The 19,804-nt window shown below is 50.6% G+C and carries 22 protein-coding genes; 10 read left to right on the top strand and 12 right to left on the bottom strand.

Annotation, left to right across the window (positions count from 1 at the left end; translation table 11 throughout):
• The first annotated feature begins 46 nt into the window (after positions 1 to 46).
• The 4 genes from fba to H6G21_RS11565 all read left to right on the top strand — a co-directional run bounded on the left by fba (position 47) and on the right by H6G21_RS11565 (position 2,959).
• The gene (gene fba / locus H6G21_RS11580; RefSeq protein WP_190573554.1) at positions 47 to 1,117 is read left to right on the top strand and encodes a class II fructose-bisphosphate aldolase; all 1,071 of its coding nucleotides are present in this window, start codon (positions 47 to 49) and stop codon (positions 1,115 to 1,117) included.
• A gap of 122 nt (positions 1,118 to 1,239) precedes the next feature.
• Positions 1,240 to 1,716: a DUF29 domain-containing protein gene (locus H6G21_RS11575; protein ID WP_190573553.1), complete on the top strand. Its 477-nt coding sequence runs from the start codon at positions 1,240 to 1,242 to the stop codon at positions 1,714 to 1,716.
• Positions 1,717 to 1,822: 106 nt separating this feature from the next.
• The gene (locus H6G21_RS11570; protein WP_190573552.1) at positions 1,823 to 2,371 is read left to right on the top strand and encodes a Uma2 family endonuclease; all 549 of its coding nucleotides are present in this window, start codon (positions 1,823 to 1,825) and stop codon (positions 2,369 to 2,371) included.
• Between the two features lie 45 nt (positions 2,372 to 2,416).
• Positions 2,417 to 2,959, top strand: coding sequence for a Uma2 family endonuclease (locus H6G21_RS11565; protein WP_190573595.1), 543 nt, complete (start codon positions 2,417 to 2,419; stop codon positions 2,957 to 2,959).
• Positions 2,960 to 2,991: 32 nt separating this feature from the next.
• Here the strand turns inward: H6G21_RS11565 and mnmE are convergent, their stop codons facing one another.
• The 5 genes from mnmE to hisB form a co-directional block, all read right to left on the bottom strand.
• Positions 2,992 to 4,401: a tRNA uridine-5-carboxymethylaminomethyl(34) synthesis GTPase MnmE gene (gene mnmE / locus H6G21_RS11560; RefSeq protein ID WP_190573551.1), complete on the bottom strand. Its 1,410-nt coding sequence runs from the start codon at positions 4,399 to 4,401 to the stop codon at positions 2,992 to 2,994.
• 146 nt (positions 4,402 to 4,547) lie between these two features.
• Complete coding sequence (locus tag H6G21_RS11555; protein ID WP_190573550.1) at positions 4,548 to 5,030, bottom strand: GNAT family N-acetyltransferase; 483 nt, start codon at positions 5,028 to 5,030, stop codon at positions 4,548 to 4,550.
• 22 nt (positions 5,031 to 5,052) lie between these two features.
• Positions 5,053 to 5,619 carry a GNAT family N-acetyltransferase gene (locus H6G21_RS11550; RefSeq protein WP_190573549.1) on the bottom strand — a complete coding sequence of 189 codons (567 nt, stop codon included), beginning with the start codon at positions 5,617 to 5,619 and terminating at the stop codon, positions 5,053 to 5,055.
• Between the two features lie 143 nt (positions 5,620 to 5,762).
• Positions 5,763 to 6,839 carry a Gfo/Idh/MocA family oxidoreductase gene (locus H6G21_RS11545; protein WP_347278010.1) on the bottom strand — a complete coding sequence of 359 codons (1,077 nt, stop codon included), beginning with the start codon at positions 6,837 to 6,839 and terminating at the stop codon, positions 5,763 to 5,765.
• Between the two features lie 266 nt (positions 6,840 to 7,105).
• Positions 7,106 to 7,738, bottom strand: coding sequence for an imidazoleglycerol-phosphate dehydratase HisB (hisB, locus tag H6G21_RS11540; RefSeq protein WP_190573548.1), 633 nt, complete (start codon positions 7,736 to 7,738; stop codon positions 7,106 to 7,108).
• A gap of 135 nt (positions 7,739 to 7,873) precedes the next feature.
• Here hisB and H6G21_RS11535 point away from each other — a divergent pair, with 135 nt between their 5' ends.
• Positions 7,874 to 8,434 carry a Uma2 family endonuclease gene (locus H6G21_RS11535; protein ID WP_190573547.1) on the top strand — a complete coding sequence of 187 codons (561 nt, stop codon included), beginning with the start codon at positions 7,874 to 7,876 and terminating at the stop codon, positions 8,432 to 8,434.
• A 28-nt stretch (positions 8,435 to 8,462) separates the two neighbouring features.
• Here the strand turns inward: H6G21_RS11535 and fabI are convergent, their stop codons facing one another.
• A complete protein-coding gene (fabI, locus tag H6G21_RS11530; RefSeq protein WP_190573593.1) occupies positions 8,463 to 9,260 on the bottom strand; it encodes an enoyl-ACP reductase FabI in 798 nt (265 codons plus the stop codon).
• A gap of 711 nt (positions 9,261 to 9,971) precedes the next feature.
• On the opposite strand from fabI, the gene ntcA reads away from it, so the two are divergent.
• The 3 genes from ntcA (at position 9,972) to H6G21_RS11515 (ending at position 12,764) form a co-directional block, all read left to right on the top strand.
• Positions 9,972 to 10,643, top strand: a complete 672-nt coding sequence (gene ntcA, locus H6G21_RS11525) for a global nitrogen regulator NtcA (protein WP_190573546.1) — start codon at positions 9,972 to 9,974, stop codon at positions 10,641 to 10,643.
• A 236-nt stretch (positions 10,644 to 10,879) separates the two neighbouring features.
• Positions 10,880 to 12,277 carry a DUF3084 domain-containing protein gene (locus H6G21_RS11520; protein WP_190573545.1) on the top strand — a complete coding sequence of 466 codons (1,398 nt, stop codon included), beginning with the start codon at positions 10,880 to 10,882 and terminating at the stop codon, positions 12,275 to 12,277.
• Complete coding sequence (locus H6G21_RS11515; RefSeq protein WP_242041776.1) at positions 12,246 to 12,764, top strand: pre-16S rRNA-processing nuclease YqgF; 519 nt, start codon at positions 12,246 to 12,248, stop codon at positions 12,762 to 12,764. The genes H6G21_RS11520 and H6G21_RS11515 overlap by 32 nt, the downstream gene beginning before the upstream one ends.
• Here the strand turns inward: H6G21_RS11515 and H6G21_RS11510 are convergent.
• The 4 genes from H6G21_RS11510 to psbH form a co-directional block, all read right to left on the bottom strand.
• Complete coding sequence (locus tag H6G21_RS11510; protein ID WP_190573544.1) at positions 12,742 to 13,005, bottom strand: DUF3146 family protein; 264 nt, start codon at positions 13,003 to 13,005, stop codon at positions 12,742 to 12,744. The genes H6G21_RS11515 and H6G21_RS11510 overlap by 23 nt on opposite strands.
• 26 nt (positions 13,006 to 13,031) lie before the next feature.
• On the bottom strand, positions 13,032 to 13,652 hold the full coding sequence (gene pth / locus H6G21_RS11505; protein ID WP_190573543.1) for an aminoacyl-tRNA hydrolase: 621 nt from the start codon (positions 13,650 to 13,652) through the stop codon (positions 13,032 to 13,034).
• A gap of 380 nt (positions 13,653 to 14,032) precedes the next feature.
• Positions 14,033 to 14,377, bottom strand: coding sequence for a TatA/E family twin arginine-targeting protein translocase (locus H6G21_RS11500; protein ID WP_190573542.1), 345 nt, complete (start codon positions 14,375 to 14,377; stop codon positions 14,033 to 14,035).
• Between the two features lie 225 nt (positions 14,378 to 14,602).
• Positions 14,603 to 14,806, bottom strand: a complete 204-nt coding sequence (psbH, locus tag H6G21_RS11495; RefSeq protein ID WP_190573541.1) for a photosystem II reaction center protein PsbH — start codon at positions 14,804 to 14,806, stop codon at positions 14,603 to 14,605.
• 99 nt (positions 14,807 to 14,905) lie between these two features.
• On the opposite strand from psbH, the gene psbN reads away from it, so the two are divergent.
• Positions 14,906 to 15,037, top strand: a complete 132-nt coding sequence (gene psbN, locus H6G21_RS11490) for a photosystem II reaction center protein PsbN (RefSeq protein ID WP_190573540.1) — start codon at positions 14,906 to 14,908, stop codon at positions 15,035 to 15,037.
• Positions 15,038 to 15,491: 454 nt separating this feature from the next.
• On the opposite strand, the gene H6G21_RS11485 is transcribed toward psbN, so the two are convergent.
• Together H6G21_RS11485 and H6G21_RS11480 are read right to left on the bottom strand one after the other, a co-directional pair.
• Positions 15,492 to 16,853 carry an ATP-binding protein gene (locus H6G21_RS11485; protein ID WP_190573539.1) on the bottom strand — a complete coding sequence of 454 codons (1,362 nt, stop codon included), beginning with the start codon at positions 16,851 to 16,853 and terminating at the stop codon, positions 15,492 to 15,494.
• Positions 16,854 to 16,901: 48 nt separating this feature from the next.
• On the bottom strand, positions 16,902 to 18,035 hold the full coding sequence (locus tag H6G21_RS11480; RefSeq protein ID WP_190573538.1) for an FIST N-terminal domain-containing protein: 1,134 nt from the start codon (positions 18,033 to 18,035) through the stop codon (positions 16,902 to 16,904).
• 351 nt (positions 18,036 to 18,386) lie between these two features.
• On the opposite strand from H6G21_RS11480, the gene H6G21_RS11475 reads away from it, so the two are divergent.
• Entirely contained in the window at positions 18,387 to 19,730 is a 1,344-nt protein-coding gene (locus H6G21_RS11475) for an ArsB/NhaD family transporter (protein WP_190573537.1), read from the top strand.
• Positions 19,731 to 19,804 lie beyond the last annotated feature (74 nt).

Below are 19,804 nucleotides of genomic sequence, written 5' to 3'. Positions count from 1 at the left end.
GGATCAAGTATCTGAAACTCGCTGACCATATCCCAGGAGGACTCTTATGGCGCTCGTACCTATGCGACTGCTGCTCGATCACGCAGCAGAGAATGGCTACGGCATTCCTGCATTCAACGTCAACAACATGGAGCAGATCCAGGCAATCATGCAGGCTGCTAACGAAACGGACAGCCCCGTGATCCTGCAAGCTTCTCGCGGTGCGCGCAACTATGCGGGTGAGAACTTCCTGCGCCACCTGATCTTGGCGGCGGTGGAAACCTATCCCCACATCCCCATCGTGATGCACCAAGACCATGGGAACGAGCCTGCAACTTGCTACTCTGCGCTGAAGAACAACTTCACCAGCGTCATGATGGACGGGTCCTTGGAAGCTGATGCTAAGACCCCCGCAAGCTTTGACTACAACGTGGCTGTGACCAGTGAAGTGGTGAAAGTGGCTCACGCGATCGGGGCATCCGTTGAGGGTGAACTGGGTTGCTTGGGTTCTCTGGAAACCGGCATGGGCGAAGCTGAAGATGGTCACGGGTTTGAAGGCAAGTTGGATCACTCCCAACTGCTGACCGATCCCGATGAAGCCGTGGCTTTCGTGGAAGCGACCCAAGTGGACGCGCTGGCAGTGGCGATCGGAACCAGCCACGGTGCTTACAAGTTCACCCGTAAGCCCACCGGCGAAATCCTGGCGATCAGCCGCATCGAAGAAATCCACCGTCGTCTGCCCAACACCCACTTGGTGATGCACGGATCTTCTTCGGTTCCCGAAGATTTGATTGCGCTGATCAACCAGTACGGTGGCGAAATTCCTGAAACCTACGGGGTTCCCGTTGAAGAAATTCAAAAGGGGATTAAGTCCGGTGTTCGTAAGGTGAACATCGACACCGACAACCGTTTGGCCATTACGGCTGCGGTTCGGGAAGCTTTGATGGCGAAGCCCAGCGAGTTTGACCCCCGTCACTTCCTGAAGCCTTCCATCAAGTACATGCAGAAAGTTTGTGCCGATCGTTACCAGCAGTTCTGGTGCGCTGGCCAAGCTAGCAAGATCCAGCAAATCAGCTTGGAAGAGTACGCTCGCAAGTACTCCAAGGGTGAACTGAAGCAAGTGGCTGCTGCTGTGTAGTCCAATTGACTTCGTTTCACTTGGGATTGATTGAGATTTAGTTTAGGGTGGGCTACGGCTCACCCTTTTGTTTGGCCGTGATAGACTCCAAGGATAGGGGCTAATTCTTGAGGTAAGTTGTTATGACCCCGGTATCTCACAATCTCGTATCCCATCCTTCGGAGACCCAGCAACCGCTGTACAATCGGGATTTTTATGCGTGGACTCAGGAAATGGTGAATGCCCTTCGATCGGGGAATTGGGCAGAATTAGATATCGAAAATTTGGTAGAGGAACTTGAAAGTTTGGGTAGACGGGAACGCCAAGAGTTGGGAAATTGGTTAGCGGTGCTATTGGGGCATTTATTAAAGTGGCAATATCAGCCAGCAAATCGAAGCAATAGCTGGCGAGCAACCTTACGAGAACAGCGCCGCCGGATTGGTAAGCTTTTGAAAGAAAACCCCAGTCTCCAACCTTACGTGCTGGAAGCCATGGCTGAAGCCTATGAAATTGGGCGAGATTTAGCCATTCAGGAAACCAATTTGCCTGATGCAACGTTTCCCGAAATTGGCCCCTATGAGTTGACTCAGGTAATCGATTTAGACTTCTTACCCGAGTAAGGCCAAATTGCTTTATCACTGCTACCGATCCGATCCCCCTCGCTCTTCTTTTACAATGCATATAGAAGTTTATGCGTTGTGGATTTACTGTTGTAGGGTTTAGCCTATGCACACCCTGGCCAAATGGTCTGTTGATGACTATCACCACATGATTGACGCGGGGATTCTTCACGATCGGCGCGTTGAACTGTTGGCTGGAGACATTATTGAAATGACGCCCGAAAAACCGATTCACTACAGCCGAGCCCGACGCACCAGCCAATACCTAGCGATCTTACTCCAAGGACTAGCCGATGTTCGGTTCAATGGCCCCATTACCTTGGCAAACTCCGAGCCGGAACCTGATGTCGCGATCGTTCAAATTTCCGATATAGGGTACGAAGATCGCCATCCTGGTGCAGAAGATATTTTCTGGTTGATTGAAGTGGCGAACAGCAGTCTACAAACCGATCTGACCTTGAAAGCAGCGCTCTACGCCCAAGCTGCTATTCCGGAATATTGGGTCATTGATTTGGCCGATCGGCGGCTCCATCTTCTGCGCCAACCCCAGGGTGATCGCTACCAACAGCAAACCATTCTGACCACTGGAACTCTCATACCGCTTGCATTTCCAGAGATTACGATTGAGGTCGATCGCCTCTTAAACCGTCTCTGATTTTAACGCTAGTTCCTCTACTCTAATCCCTTTACGCTAATGCCCATACACACCCTGGCCAAATGGTCGGTTAATGACTACCACTGCATGATTGACGCGGGAATTCTTCGCGATCGGCGCGTTGAACTGTTGGCTGGAGATATTGTTGAAATGACGCCTGAAAAACCAATTCATTACAACACAGCCAATTTGAGCGCGGATTATTTGCGGGAACTATTGCGCGATCGGGCCTACGTGCGGTTTAACGGCCCAATTACCTTGGCAACTTCCGAACCCGAGCCCGATATCGCGATTGTGCAACGGCCTGGTATGCAGTACAACGATCGCCATCCCAACCCCAATGATATTTTCTGGTTGATTGAAGTGGCGAACAGCAGTCTACAAACCGATCTGACCTTGAAAGCAGCGCTCTATGCCCAAGCTGCTATTCCGGAATATTGGGTCATTGATTTGGCCGATCGGCGGTTCCATCTTCTGCGCCAACCCCAGGGTGATCGCTACCAACAACACACGATACTAACCACTGGAACTGTTACACCACTTGCATTTCCAGAGATTGCGGTTGAGGTCGATCGCTTGCTGAATTAGCTGAATTAATCGCCGGTTATTTCCCAATCCAGTTATTTCCCAATACAGAACCGACTAAAAATACGATCGAGAACGGATTCCGTCACATCCTCACCCAAAATCTCTCCCAACGCCGCGATCGCCCCCCGCAGATCGATCGTCCAAAAATCCAGTGGTAACTGTTGCGAGATCGTTGCCTCCACCTGCTCCAATGCCACCTTCGCACGGGTTAACGCCGCTGCCTGCCGTTGATTAATCGCTAAATCCAAGTTTGCGGCTTGGGTTTCTCCTGCCTGCACTGCTTGCAAAATCGCCTGCTCTAACGCCTCAATGCCTTGATTGCTAGCCGCTGCTGTCGTAACAATTCGTGTTTCCGGTAGCGTTAATTGTGTTGTAATTTCCGCAATCGTCATTGCTGGGTCAACTAAATCGACTTTATTGACGATCACAATCAACGGTTTATCACTCACCTGTTGATAAATTTCCCTCTCCCCAGCAGTCCACCCTTGATCCGCCGCGATCGTGAATAAGACCAAATCAGCGGACTGGGCTGCTTGCCGCGATCTCTCTACTCCAATGCTTTCGACTAAATCCTCCGTTTCTCGAATGCCCGCCGTATCCAAGACCTGAATGGGAATGCCCCCCACAACCAACTGCGACTCCACCACATCCCGCGTCGTCCCCGGTAGTTCGGTGACAATCGCCCGATCGCTGCGACTCCAAGCGTTGAGCAAACTGGATTTTCCCACATTGGGCCGACCCACGATCGCCACCTTCAAACCCGTCCGCAGCAGTTCCCCCCGATCGGCAGTCGCTAGAATGCGATTCACATCAGCCACCACTTGGGCAACGCTAGCCACCACCTGTGCTTCATCCAAGGGCGGCAAATCATCTTCAAAATCGATTCTGGCTTCCACCTCCGCCAGAATATCCAAACAAGTGGTGCGTAGATTACGAATCGGTTGCGCCAGCTTGCCTTGGATGCCCGCCAGGGCCGTTGCCGCTGCCTGGGGCGATCGGGCACCGACTAAATCCGAAATGCTTTCCGCCTGCGTCAAATCAATCCGTCCATTCAAAAAGGCCCGCAGCGTAAACTCTCCCGGTTGGGCCAGCCGCGCACCCTGGGCAATACAGACTTGTAACACCTGCTGTACGGCAATAATGCCCCCATGGCAGTGGAACTCGACCACATCTTCCTTGGTATACGATCGCGGAGACAGCATGACCAATAGCAATGCTTCATCGATTGTTGTCTGTGTTGCTGGATCTTTCACAAAGCCGTAGAGGATGCGATGGCTTTCCCATACCTGCTGACCGGGTGTGTGGAAGATCTGCCGCGCGATCGCCACTGCCTCACTCCCGGACATCCGAATAATGCCGACGCTGCCCTGTTCCGGCACGATCGCCGTTGCGATGGCCACGATCGTGGGAGATGCAGCGATAGGGGAGGGAGAAGATATCATAGATTTGCTGGTCGGGGGAATAGAAACCATGAGATCCAAAAATGAGATCTAAAAATAAAATCTAAAAACGTACGTAACTATCCAAGAATTTAGCCATTTACATCGATCGTAATTCCGCAAGATTATCTAACCTATGATCAATTAACTTAGGAATCGGAGAGTACATTGCTTAAAACTTTTTCCATTCTATAGTTTACAAATATTTCACCTCGGGAACTCACTTGCTGTTGGCAAATGGTAGAAAAACCCATTGCTTCAAAAAATAATTTTGCTGTAATACTAGATTCTACAAACAGTCTAGGCAGTGATAACTCTAAAGCTTTACGCTCGATCGCCTGATAAAGTTGTCTGCCCACACCACAGCGTTGATAATCCCGATGGCAGTAAAAGCAATCAATGTGACCGTTAGGTTCTAATTCCCCAAATCCTGCAATCACACCCTTGTCATCTGCTACATAGGTAAAGCGATCGGCGCAAACCTCCGCCCAATTCCTGAACTGTAGATTCTCCGGGGCCCACGCCTGGACCTGTTCCAGTGAGTAATCTGGGCGATTCACGGTGCGCACCGTGTCATGAAAAAGTTGGGCGATTTGTTCTGCATCCTTTGGTGTAAATAATCGTATATCCACCCGATCGACCTTCCTGAGTTTTCTAATGATCCTTTAGTTGCCAATGGGGATTGGTTAAACTCACCAGAATATGATCTTCCCAAACACCGTTAATTAATAAGTAATTTTTAGCTTCGCCTTCAATCACAAATCCCAACCGCTTTAATAAATTGCCACTGCGCTGATTGCGAGGCATGTAACTAGCCTGAATGCGATGGTAATTCATGGTGCAAAACACATGGTCGATCGCGGCTTGTAACGCTTCCTGCATTAGCCCCTGTCCTTGCTTCTTCTCCGCGAGCCCATAGCCCAAGTTACAGGCATAAAACGGATAGCCCATAAATTGGGTGAAGTTGGCCATGCCAATGACAACGCCCGGTGACTGTCGATCGAAGAGAAAAAGACGTAGCGCCTGCCCCTGTTGATAATGCTTAAAATTGCGAGCCACTTGTCCCCGCCAAAAATCCCTTGTCAGCCAGCCTTCTGGGGGTAACGGGGTAAAAGGATGATGGAAGGCATCGTTATCCCGGAGATACTGGAGAATTTGCGGGACATCTTTTTGACAGGCTAGGCGGACAATTAAACGCGGAGTTTCTAGCGCAACGGGCATGTTTTCAATAGGACTCGGTAACAGAACTCACCAACGGAAAACGCAGAACTGGGCAAAGAAAAAGGGGGGGAGCTCATCAATAACTCCCCCCTTAGCTTAGAGCAAGGTTGCTCCAAGCCGTGCATTGATTCCATCTGTTGCAGTTAGATTGACATGACTGGAGTCTCGATCGTTCCCGCCAATTCTGAAGGTTGCCAAACTTGGCCGTCCATGGCCATTTGTTCAATCAAGCTAGCCAACCGCAGGGCTTTTAGGGCTTGTTCGCCGCCGACGGAGGGCGATAGGCCACCCCGCACACAGGCCGCAAAATGTTCTAGTTCTGCGTACAACGGCTCCGTCCGCCCGATCGCCACCTGCTCTACAATGCCATCCTGGCGGTAGAACGACTTGCCAAAGCTGGAAGAATTATAGGCGTGGGCTTGGCGGTGGATTTTAATTTCGTGATTTAGGAAATCGGCTTCCGTCAGCGATCGCTGGCAATGGGCAGAAATGCGACGAATCTTGCGATGGGTCACCTTGCTAGCGGTCAAAGTTGCCACAATGCCGTTGGCAAAGCCCAAGGTTGCAGTCACATAGTCGAGGTACTTGGAGTTTTGGCTGCCGCGACTACCGCTGGCGGTCAGACGCACCACGGGAGAAGCCGCCAGTTCCAGCATCAGATCGATATCATGGATCATCAAATCCAACACGACCGACACATCATTGGCACGATCGCTGTAGGGACTCATGCGGTGGGCTTCCAACGCCAGGAGATTTTCCGTTTTCAAGACATTACTTAACTCTTGAAAGACGGGATTAAAGCGTTCAATGTGACCGACTTGCAGAATGCATTCATTCTCCGCAGCGGCATTGACCAAGGACTCCGCTTCAGCGATCGTGGCCGCGATCGGCTTTTCGATCAGCACATGCACCCCCGCCTTCAGCGCAGCCATGCCGACCGCGTGATGGAGGCGAGTGGGAACGGCAATGCAGACCGCATCCACATGCTCTAATAAGTTGTGATAGTCCTCAAAAAATCGAGTCTGATAGCGGCTAGCAGTTTCTAAGCCCAACTCGACATTCACATCGGAAACCCCAACGAGTTTCACATCCTTCAGCAGGCTCAAGACTCGAGTGTGATGCTGGCCCATATTGCCAATGCCAATCACACCAATACGAATCGGTGTCGGTTGAATTCTCTGGAGCGAGAACCCCGAACAGTCTTCAGGTCGCTTTGTCACTCTCGTTACTCCTCTACCACCACATTCGTGACTGTGCAACTCCTAGCCTTTGCCATGGATACAATCAAGACTGCGAGAGAAAGAGATTCAGACTGAGGGTAGATGACTTACTCAGTCCACCCTTCTCAGTCCTGAATACAGAATCCAATGTCAGCACCAACGGAATTGGCATCAGTCTCCATACAGGTCTCCTCAAACATCACAGATAGTAACACAGAGACTCTTTATCTGAAGATTTTCAACGATAGGACAAAGTTCCTGAAGTTTTATAGAACACCCTTTGAGCTCGGAATTTCGTGGGCGCGGCGGGGATCGACCTCTGTGGCCATGCGCATGGCTCGGGCAAAGGCTTTAAAGGTCGCTTCAATGATGTGGTGGGAGTTCAAGCCGTCCAGTTGGCGAATGTGTAGCGTCATCTGGGCATGGTTGACGATCGCGACAAAAAACTCCCGTACCAGTTGGGTGTCATAGGTGCCCACGCGCTGGGTGGGAATGTCGAGGCCATAGGCCAAATGGGGCCGTCCCGAAAAGTCCAGGGCCACCTGTACCAGCGATTCATCCAAGGGCGCTAGGAAATGCCCAAAGCGCACGATGCCCTTGCGATCGCCCAAGGCTTTAGCCAGCGCCATCCCGAGGGTAATGCCCACATCTTCGTTGGTGTGGTGGTCGTCGATGTGGAGGTCACCGGTGGCCTGAATGTCTAGGTCAAACAATCCATGGGAGGAAATTTGGTGCAGCATGTGGTCTAGGAAGGGAATCCCGGTGTTGACGTTGCATTGTCCCGTCCCGTCCAAGCAAATGGTCACCGTCACATCCGTCTCACCGGTTTTGCGGTGAACGGTCGCGGTGCGATCGCTGGGGAACACAGCAGGAACAGTCGGACGATCGGTGGTCTGCATAGCCAAATTCCACTCAAATATTGCAAATCTAAGGGTGTGAGGGTTCCATTATCCCGTGAAATTTAGGGAGTTAGCTAAGATTAAGACAGGAGCAACCGTAGGAATTTGCAACAGATTGATTTCCTGGGAAATGCGATGACTGTAACCCTGGCGCACTGGACGATCGCCGACTATCACCACATGATCCAAGTGGGGCTGCTAGCCGATCGATCGGTTGAACTGTTGAACGGAGCCGTTGTTGAGATGTCACCCGAAAGTCCCGATCATGCCCAAGGGTGTACCGATACCGCCGATTATCTTCGATCGAAACTGGGCGATCTTGCCTTAATTCGTGAAACAAAACCCATTACTTTACCGTTACAAAATTCCGAACCCCAGCCGGATATTGCGGTCGTCCTGCCCCAGCGATCGCTCTATCGAACCCAGCGCCATCCCTATCCAGAGGAAATTTTCCTCCTGATTGAATACGCGAATACCAGCTGGAAAAAAGATACTGGCATCAAACGACAACTCTATGCCCAAGCCGGGATTCCCGACTATTGGGTCATTCACCTGGCAGCTCGCCAAGTCAGAATTTATCGAGACCCGCAAGGAGAGGATTATCGGTCAATGACCACCCTCTCCCAAGGCCCCATTCGGCTCTTAGCCTTCCCCGACGTGGAACTGGCGATCGAGCCTTTCCTGACGGGGATTTAACCTGCATGAGAACTTAATCAGGGGTGGGTTAGGACTCGACGCGGCTGTCGGTCATCCCCATGATTTCGTACCCGGAATCCACATAGATCACCTGACCTGTAATCCCGCTGGAGAGGTCACTGCTCAGGAATGCCGCCGTATTACCCACTTCCAACTGGGTGACGGTGCGCCGCAGGGGAGCCACCTCTTCCACATGCTTAATCATGTCGCGGATCCCACCCACCGCAGAGGAGGCCAGGGTGCGGATGGGGCCAGCGGAAATGGCATTGACTCGAACGCCCTGGGAGCCGAGTTCATGGGCCAGATACCGCACATTCATTTCCAAGGCTGCCTTGGCCGTGCCCATAACGTTGTAGTTCGGAATGACCTTCACACCACCGTAGTAGGTCAGGGTGACAATACTGCCGCCCTCGGTCATCAAGGGTTTAGCCGCCCCCGCCATCTGAATCAATGAATAAGCACTGACATCCAGGGCCAACTTGAAGCCTTCCCGACTGGTGGCGCTAAAGTTGCCTTTCAATTCTTCTTTATTGGCAAAGGCCAGACAGTGAATCAGAATATCTAGCCGTCCCCAAGCTTCCTTCACCGCATCAAAGGTAGCTTGAACTTGCTCATCGCTCTGGACATTACAGGGCACAAACAAACTGGGATTCAACGGCTCGGTCAGATCCCGCACCTTTTTCTCAAACTTGCCGCTGTCATCCGGCAGATAGGTGACCCCAATGTTGGCTCCGGCCCTATGGAGTTGCTGGGCGATGCCCCAGGCGATCGACTTATCGTTAGCAATTCCTGTGACCAGGGCGTTTTTTCCACTCAGATTCAGCATAGCCATGTACGTTGAGAGCATTTATGAGAATACTCAAAGATGGTCAGCCATGGAATAGGCGACCCTAGGGAGATTTCCGGCCATTGCGGTCGTGCACCGCGATCGTTGCGGCCTAAAGTGCCCAAAGCCCGGTCTTGGGTGGGGATGCGCTAACTGGACAAAATTGTGCAGGGGCCAAAACTTGGGAGTAAGATATTGACAATCTCAGTGTGATCAGAGTGCCTCAGTGTGATCAGGATTCAGTGTGATCAAGGTAATGGTGACCGGAATACCCCGTGCGAATTAGCACAGGTTTTCGCCATCGTTCGTCCACCTTATACATTGCACTATCTTTACATTGCACTAGATGAACCTGGTTGGATGGATTGTGATCAGTTTAGGTGCAGCCTCCTGATTCAACTCAGATGATTCAACTCAGAGCGAACTTAGACCTGTGCTAATTCAATAAAACTCAACGTTGAAGACTCCGGCTCAGCTAAATTGCCCATAAGCTTAGTAGAAAGCGTAGTGGAGTGTATTTCTTGCTACAAAAACTCCTCGATCGGTAGGTTTTATTGGTCTCAAGTCAACAATTGCTCACAGAGTGAATCTTACAGAAACGATTCTCATCGGAATTAATCTCTTAGCGGATCTCTTGAACGTTGACCCCTTGATTGTGTAGTTAGCTAACTCTACTGGCCTTTCCGTAGAACGGCGTTAGGAACGGGGAAGATGGTAATAAGCCCAGACAAGTCGCTCGCATCAATGTTCCGCCAAATGGGTGGAAACGCTTATCCGCCGATGGTGGAAACCTTCGAGCGGGGTAAGACAATCTTCTTTCCGGGTGATCCTGCTGAACGGGTTTATTTTCTCCAGAAAGGGGCTGTTAAGTTATCTCGGGTCTATGAAGCGGGGGAAGAAATCACTGTCGCGCTGTTGCGGGAAAACAGTGTATTTGGAGTCCTATCGCTGATTACGGGACAAAAAGCCGATCGCTTCTACCACGCGGTGGCGTTTACGCCGGTGGAACTGCTTTCGGTACCGATCGAACAGGTAGAAAAGGCCCTGAAGGAAAATCCTGATCTGTCCATGTGGATGCTCAAGGGGCTGTCATCCCGGATTCTGCAAACGGAGATGATGATCGAAACCTTGGCTCACCGGGATATGGGATCTCGGTTGGTGAGTTTTTTGCTGATCCTATGCCGGGACTTTGGGGTGCCGGGACAAAACGGGATCACGATCGATCTCAAGCTCTCCCACCAGGCGATCGCGGAAGCTATTGGATCCACTCGCGTCACAGTGACTCGCTTACTTGGGGATCTGCGGCAGGATGAAATGATTTCTATTCACAAAAAGAAAATCACGGTTCATAATCCCGTCATGCTTAGTCAGCAATTCACCTAGAATCCCAGTTCCAAACAGTCTAGTTCCTAATAGTCCAGTTCCCAATAGTCCAGTTCCGACGTGCTGATCCACCGGATCCAGTTCTGCGGGAGAATCCCACTGCCCTAAGGTTCCCTGGGGAACAGTCCTGTCAGAACAGTCCTGTTAGAACGGTCAATAGGCTTTAGACTGGCTATAGTTTTTGGTAGGAGCCGTTTGGAAACCTTTAGTCCAGCGGCAGGTGTGGTGGAGTTGTAATGTCTAGCGGGTATATCCTGATTTTGGCGGTGTTGATCTTAGGGGGTGTCATTGCCACGCTGGGCGATCGCATTGGAACCCGAGTGGGCAAAGCGCGTCTGAGCTTGTTTAATCTCCGCCCTAAGAAGACGGCTGTCGTTGTCACTATTTTGACCGGGATTTTGATCTCAGCGTCCACGCTGGGCATTTTACTGCTGGCTAATCGGCAATTTCGCGACATGATTCTCAACTTTGAGGTGATTCAGCGGCGATTACGGCGAGCGAGTACCGATTTGGATCAAGCGAAGGCTGAACTGGGTAAGACCGCCGAGCAAAAAGAAAATGTTGAGGCGGAGTTGAATAAGTCCCAAGTGGAGCGGGGCAAGGTGCAGGCGCAGCTCGATCGGGTCAAAAACTCCCTCAAGGATGCCGCTGCCCTGCAACGGGCCACCGAAGCCCGACGGGCGCAGGTCGAACAGCAACGCAATGTCGTGCAGGCACAGTTACTCTCGGTTTCCCAGCAAGCTCTCGCGCTAAAATCCGAAATTCTGGAACTAGAAGCTGAGCAAAAACAGTTAGCCGCCCAGCGGGATGAAGTCAAAGCCCAAATTGCTGCCCGAGATCAAGAAATTGAAGAACGCAGCAAAATCATTCAACAGCGCGATCGGGACATTGCAGCCCGAGATACCGTCATTACCCAACGGGAAGAACGGCTACGGGCTTTGGAAAATCAGCAGGTTGCGCTGGCCCGTGAAGTGGAGAAACTGGAACAGGAAGCTCAGCGTCTGCGATTGGGCACCCCGGCGATTTTGCGGAACCAAGTGCTGGCGTCAGGGGTGGTGCGCATTACCAATCCCCAAGCCTCCAACCAGGCGGTGGATGCACTCCTGCGGGAAGCCAATCGAGTGGCACAGGGCGCACTGCAACCGGGGGTCGATGGCAATGGTCAAATTTTGCGGATTACCCGATCGGAAGTGGATCAGTTAGCTCGCCAGATCAGCGATGGCCGGGACTACTTTGTGCGAATTTTGGCGGCGGCGAATTACCTATTGGGCGAAAAAACAGAGGTAACGGTGTTTGCCGATGTGGTGCGTAATGAAGTGATTTATCGGCCTGGGGATGTCCTGGCCACCACTTCTCTGGATCCGTCCAAGATGACTGTCACAGAGATTCAAGATCGTATTAACAAACTCGTGGCGGCTTCGATTTTCCGGGCGAAGCGAGCTGGATTGCTCTCCGATAATGTGCAGGTCAGTCGGATTCAGGCGCTGATTCAGTTTATTGATGGACTCCGGCAGTACGATAGTTCGATTGAAATTCGCGCGATCGCGGGGGATGTCACCTATACGGCGGGGCCGATGCGTCTAGAATTGATTGCAGTTCAGAATGGACAAACGGTGCTGCAAACTAGTCGTTAGGGCTGTGACCCGCACGGCCAGCCGCAGAACTAGTGATGGAGAGGCGCGAGGCAATATGTACTACTTAGGGTTTGATCCCGGACGGGATAAATGTGGGGTGGCGATCGTGGATGATCACGGCCATCCTCCAGTGCATGAAGTCATTGCTGTGGATCAAGCCCTTACCGTGGTGGAAACCCTGTGCCAGCATTACCCAGTGCGTTTGATTGTTTTGGGAGATCAAACGGGTTCAAAGGCTTGGCAGAAACAATTTCAAGGAGCTTTGCCCGAAATTCCGGTGCAACGGGTGGATGAACGCTTTAGCAGCCTAGAGGCCCGCGATCGCTATTGGCAACTGCACCCCCCCCAAGGATTACAAAAGCTGATTCCCCAGGGGATGCGAACTCCCCCCCGGCCGATCGATGATCTGGTCGCGATTATCCTGGTGGAGCGCTATTTAAAGTCTCTGGAAAGCAACCCACCGGCTACAACTCCGCCCGAATCGTAAACGAGTAGTCACCGCCCGGTTCCAGTTGATAGTCCTTGGCTTCTAGAAAACGGCCTAGGGGTTCCCGAATCAATGCCCGTCCCAAGGATGGCTCAATCAGCAATTCTCCCTGGCGAAAGTTCCAAGCAAAGGACCATTCATACTGATTGGCCCGAACTTCGCCTTCAATCTGGCCTGCCTGCCAAGATTGGCGAACAATTCGTACATGGGCGGTGGTTTGGGGAAGACGCTTACGGGCCATGTAATTTTTAAACTGTGAGCAAAACGTTAGGCAACACTGGCTTCTATTACTCGATTGTTATAGAGGTTCATAGCTTTTTCAACCCCTTCCCGCAGACTGGCTGCGATCGCATCACTGGACAGCCGCACCACTTCTTGCATAATCACTTTTTCCCCAGGCGCAAAACTGCCCAACACATGGGATACCGCGTCTTGACTCTTGCTGCCAATGCCCACTCGGAGGCGGGGAAATTTTTGTGTGCCGAGATGGGCGATCGCAGATTTCATGCCATTTTGTCCCCCGGCGGAACCAGACAGTCGCATCCGCAACTTACCCACAGGCAAATCCATGTCATCGTAGACCACCAAGACAGCCTCTGGATCCAGCTTGTACCAGTCCACGACGGCTCGAATGGCCTGTCCTGAGTTGTTCATATAGGTGGAAGGCTTGAGCAACCGCACCTTCCGGCATGCGATCGTGCCTTCGCCAAACCAGCCTTGAAATTTCTTTTGTTCTGCTAGGGAAATCTGCCACGATCGAGCCAGTTCATCCAGAACGGTGAACCCAATATTGTGACGAGTATTTTCATACTTGGCTCCAGGATTCCCCAACCCCACGATCAATTGAGGGATGATGGGGGATGGGGGAGCCTTAGCTGCATCGGACATGACAAGCGCCGGATATTAGACTAAGAGGACAATCCACTACTAATCGTAACGAAAAGCAACAAAAAATGAGGAAAGATTGCAACCGCAGGGCCAGGTAAAATCATCAGCCCGCATTATCAGTCAGTCCCCTCACGCCGCATCGCAGTCAGCACGATCAGTCAGCACAAACGAGTCAATATTACGAGTCAAGGAATTGAACTAGTTGAAAACTGAACTAGTTGAGAAAATCACGGCTTGGAGTTTCAACCCGTTGGGCCGCAGCTTAGGCAATTCCTGATGGGCAATCACTGACTGGCAATTCCTAGCAATCACTAGTAATCACTAGTAACTAATTACTAGTGATTATTGACTCTCACTAGCAATCATTAACTGGACGATCGTTAAGCCGACTTGGAAGCATCAGCAGTTTCTTGCGGATTGGAGGCATCCGGACTGGTCGCTGCATCTGCACTCGTCTCAATGACTGTGGCATCTGTAACGTCACTGGCGGGCGAGAGGCTGGGCTTATCTTCTAAGGTTGCCTTCATGGGAGCGTTTACGGCTTGCTCCACTTGCTCAGATGCTTTTTTAAATTCGTTCTCAAATTCCTTAGACGCATCCTGAAACCCTCGCAGGGTTTTGCCCAAGGTTTTGCCGATTTCCGGCAATTTTTTTGGGCCAAAGACGAGCAGTGCTAACACAAAAATCAGCACCATTTCCGGTAAGCCAATACCAAATACGTTCATGCAGTTACCTCCGGCTCTGGTCAGGATTCAGAGTACATCCCATCCTATACTCTACGCAATCTGAAAAAACACCCCACGAAAAAACGGCTCTTGTTTCGGAGTCATTGCGCTCCTCAAAAACAAAGCCGCCAATACAAATCCTGCTATAGGGTTCTGCGATGTGGGACGATCGTAAACGTTTGCGCCCTGAATCCTTCGCAAGCTTCGATCGTCACCTCGGCTGAACTACTGACCTAAACTTCTCCAGTCTACGGAGACATCATTCAGCAGGAGCGAAGAGTTGTAAATTTGCAGAATGATAAGCAAAAAGACCAAGAACAGAGCCATAAAAACACCCATAACAGGCGTGGTGCCCCAACCGGGAACGACTTTACCGTATTCAGAGTTGAGGGGTCTAAGGATGTCTCCCAACCGAGTCCGCTGTGCCATAGCTTTCCTACTGTGCTTTTCTACTGAGATTGTCTCGACAGAACTTGTTAAGTCTGCGTTACATTATAAGGGAAAGACACTCATAATCTTAGGGTCACTATGGAACCTGCAATGGCTCTTAACATTTCGCTTTGTGCAGCCCTGATCGGGTTGACAGGATACGCCATCTATACAGCATTTGGCCCCCCTTCCAAAGAACTCAGCGATCCCTTTGAAGATCATGAAGATTAGCGGTACCGCTGTCATCATTCGCTGAGCAGGTGGGGGGGTACCCATAGCACTTGCCAAGCTCAAGGGAGACAGTTTGGTGTAGATAGTTTGGTGTGGATAGTTTGGTGTAAATAGTTTGATGCAGATGGTTTAATGCAGATCGTTTGATGCATAAACTGGATACACAAAACTTTACTCAGGAAGCTTCTCAGGGAAACAGCTGTGATTAGATTGAAAGTCTTGTTGGCTACTTTCCCTGTACAGGCTTATTCCACATGCCCACGCTGAGTAGAACTTCTGAGTAGAATTTTTGCGTAGAACTTCAGTAGGGCTGGATGCTTGGAGCAGGTATGGGCCTAAATGACTGTATGCCTGGGTCGAATATGCGTCTGGGTCGAATATGCGCCTAGGTTGGGTATGTTACTGGGGCTAGGGGGTGGAAGCGGTATCTGTATCTTGTTACACCTGCATTTTGTTACAGCTTCTCAACGGCTGTCTCGAAATTAAGCTCTGAGGCGTTGAGAGAATCTAGAAGATTTCGAGAGGCGGGGCTCGGTTGATGCATAGGAATTTTGACCGTAAACATTGTGCCCTGTCCCGGTAAAGAATGGTAGGTGAGATGGCCACCATGGCGATCGGTGACAATGGAATAGCTGATCGACAGCCCTAAACCCGTACCTTTGCCGATCGGCTTGGTGGTGAAAAATGGATCAAATAGGTGCTGCTGAATCTTGGCCGGAATCCCAGTGCCATTATCAATAATTTGCACTTGCACCCAATCTGATTCAATGAGCTCAGTGCGGATCCAAATGGTCGGCTTGCTTTGTTCCTGTTGGAGCCATTGATGTAACCAGGTGAGAGTGGGATCGGAGTAGGTTGGCTCAGGAACTTCAGTGTCTGCACCGTCGCGAGCCATCAGAGGTGCATTGGCTTGGCCCACGCTGGACAGTGCTTGGCCTATTCCCTGACCCGTAGAGACAGTATTGAACGATCGGTTAAATTTGGGGGCTTCTTCTAGCGCATCGATCGCGTTACCCAGCAAATTCATAAACACTTGGTTAAGTTGACCTGCATAGCAGTGAATTTGTGGAAGATCAGGATGGTGCTGAATGACGGAAATGGGTGTTCGCAAATCCGAGGATTTCAAGCGGCTACTCAAAATCATTAAGGTACTATCTAACCCTTCCTGGAGGTAGACCGGCTTCATTTCAGCTTCGTCCAAGCGGGAAAAATTGCGTAGGGAGAGGACAATTTCTTGAATGCGCTCGGTCCCCACTCGCATGGAGGCCAAAATTTTTCGCAAGTCGGTCATCAAGAAGTCCAATTGAATATCGCTACAAAGTGCCTCAATCACAGGATTGGACTGGGGATACTGCAACTGATAAATCTGAAGCATTCGGATGAAGTCATTGGCGTATTGCTCAACGTAGGGCAAATTGCTGGAGATAAAGTTCACAGGGTTATTAATCTCATGGGCCACCCCTGCAACTAGCTGCCCCAGGGATGACATCTTTTCCTGTTGCAAGAGTTGTAGTTGGGTTGCTTGGAGTTCCTTCAGGGTGGTTTCTAAATTGGCATTGGCTTGGGTCAGCGCTTGGGTGCGATCGGCAACCTGTTGCTCGACATCCTGGAGAACTCCTTTCAGGGCATTGTTGGCTGTCAATAGCTCTTCTGAGCTAATGGCCAGGGTGCGTTCCAATCGGGTCCGATCTTCCTCTGCTTGCCAATAGGCATCATTGACGGCGGTGACGAAGGCTTTGACATCCTCTGGCAGATTTTCAAAATCACCCAGGTACCGTTTCAGTTGTCGTTTCAGTAAACGATGGATCTCCAGCATTGAGGGGTTGCTCAAAGGAATGGCTTGAGAAAGAATTCTATCGTCCCGCTAAATTTCCGCAAAGGTTGTAATTGTCATGGTTTGATTATGTAACTCGGCTGGGAGCCCTAGGGCACAGGGACAAATCTCACCATAGGAATAAAATCCTGTTAAGACAGTCTTCTCGCCTAGAACCTCCCGAACCTCTTCAACCTCTTCTTCAATGCGTTGTTTGAGCAGTAGCTTGCGACCGACGCAACTGATTAAAATGGCGAGTTCCGGTTGCGGTTCCCCCAAGGCTTGCTGAGCAGCTTCTGCCGCTTGGACGGCGGCATGGGTGAGATTGGCAAAGCTGGCTTGCATCAGCCGCACAGTTGATCCCAGGGGAACATCTCCCGCAAAGGTCATGCTTTGATCGGCTTCGTTGATGGCTAAGAGGGTGCGCACCAAGGGGTATTTGTGGTTAGTAATTTGTAAACTTAAGGGGAACAGTAAGCCGCTGGCCGGTAGGTTCTCTGCATGTTCTCCGAGATAGTTTCGATAGAGTTCTAAAGCGGATTGATCATCGAGTTTGTACAATACATTCCCGTCTGACTGAGTAATGACTCGTTCTGGGCCAAAGGGGGTAAACCCACCCCGAGAACCGTATCCAACCTTCAGGCGATCGCCGTAGAGCCCGATCGCGGCTACCATACCTTGCTGGATTTCGTGATTCAGCATGACCCAAGTTTGGCGGAAGTTGGCCCCATCGGCGGATAAGCCTCCCGTGACGGCAACTCCGATGGGTAAGTGCTGCGACAAGCCCCGGACGAGGTCACTGCCATTGACCTGTAGACCATCGGAGAGAACAAAGAGATGGGCCAGTCCTTCTGTGTCGAGTTGGCTACCTAAGCGATCGCCTGCCTGAAAACTATTGTCATCCGGGTCGAGATGAATTTTGAAACTTTTGACCTGGGTGGCTTCAAAGGCGATCGCGGTGATGACGAGAGCATTATCTGTAACCTGGGTGTCGTAGATTTCCCCAGCGGTTGAACACCCCAAACAATAGGCATTCGGATAAATCGCTTGCAAATCGTTGAGAAGATTAGCGTGATCCTGCAAATTTCCAAATACCAAAAGGAGTTGAGCCTGCTCTGCTAGTTTACCCGGTGCATGCAGATGCCATCCATTGTGTTGTGTCCATTGACATTGCTCAATTTTCATAACTCGGTGCCACAGCAAGCTGATAGTTAATGGGATCTTTACCCGCGCATTCTTAATTTTCCCGGATGAATTGGGATCCTATCTTCGTAAATCTGCTGAATCCATGGTTAATTCTACCCCTGGAGGCAGTATACCGTTGACTTGCCTAGATTGACTGAACTGGTCTAGATTGACTGAACTGGCCTAGATTGATGACTTAACTGACCTAGATTGTCTTGCTTGCTGGATTTGACGGATTGTCTGCCTGCGCTTTTGCTAGAAAGTTCTGCGGGAGTGGAGAGATGGGGATAACCATTGGCCTAATCAGTTTCACCCTAGAATACTGAGGTAATTTACCTCAAGGGTGTGGGTATGGAGTCTTGGCAGGCAAGTTTTGCAACAGCCATCTTTTTAGGAGTCATTGTTTTAGTCATGACTGAGTGGACTCATATGACGATCGCGGCGTTATGTGGTGCACTCCTGTTGATTATCGGGAATGTGATGACCCTGCCAGAGGCGATCGACTATATCGGTCGGAGTCATGGCACCTTGGCTTTATTTTTTGGGGTGATGGTGTTGGTTCGATCCTTTGAACCCACCGGAATTTTTGAATATCTCGGTAACCAAATTGTGTTACTGGCTAAGGGCGAGGGAAAGCGCCTATTGTTAGGGATTACAGCAATTACGACGCCGATTTGTGCAGTATTGCCCAATGCTACAACGGTGATGTTGATTGCTCCGTTGATTCCCCCGATCGCCGAGGAAGTGGGAGTCGATTTCATTCCCCTGTTAATTCTGCTGGTCTTCGTGGCAAACAGTTCTGGTCTATTAACCCTAGTGGGGGATCCGGCGACTTTTATTGTAGGGGATGCAATTAATTTGAGTTTTACGGACTATCTCCTACGCCTCAGTTTTGGGGGATTACTTGCGGTTGTAAGCGTCGTTGTCACTTTACCAATTTTGTTTCGGCGAATTTGGCGCAAAAAATTGGATAGCTTAGAAAACTTGCCCCATCCTCAAATTAATCATCCTCGTGTTTTGGCGATCGGTGCGCTTATTGTGGCGTTTGTTCTGATTTTCTTTGTGATTGGTGAAAATTTGCCGACGCCGATTAGTCCAGCGACGGTGGCACTGCTCGGAGCGGCACTGGCTCTGCTCTTGGCCCACCATAGCCGCCTCGATCGTCTAGAAAATATTTTACGAGATGTGGACTGGAGCACCCTGATCTTTTTCATGTGCATTTTTGTTCTGATTGGGGGGTTAGAAAAAACAGGAGTCATTCAAAGTTTGTCAGGATTTCTAGCGATCGTGCTTGGCAAGAATATCGTTCTGGGCTGTATTTTGCTGACATTCGCAGTTGGGATTATTTCCAGCGTGGTTCCCAATATTCCCCTAGTGGTTGCCATGGTGCCATTGCTGAAGCAGTATCTCGTCACAGTGGGCTTAATTGCCCCAGAAATGGCAATGAAAGACTACGCAGGCCAGTTCCCGCCAGAGGTCTTGCCGTTGTTTTACGCCATGATGTTTGGAGCAACCTTGGGGGGAAATGGCACCTTGGTGGGGGCATCATCCAACATTGTGGCCGCAGGCATTGCCCAGCAGCATGGTCGGGGCATGTCGTTTCGAACCTTTCTGAAATATGGGATCCCGATCGCCCTCTTACAACTCACAGTGTCAGTATTCTACGTAGTCATTAAATTCTTAGTGCTCAAATAAAAACCCCTAGTAGAACTAGGGGCGCTGTCAGAGTGCATCTTACATTGACGTATTTCCCTGCCTCTCCCCCTATT

This window comes from Alkalinema sp. FACHB-956 (assembly GCF_014697025.1).
In the GTDB taxonomy this organism is placed as follows: domain Bacteria; phylum Cyanobacteriota; class Cyanobacteriia; order Leptolyngbyales; family Leptolyngbyaceae; genus Alkalinema.
The sequence above is the reverse complement of the archived record's forward strand: the minus strand, read 5'-3'. Positions and strand labels throughout refer to the sequence as shown.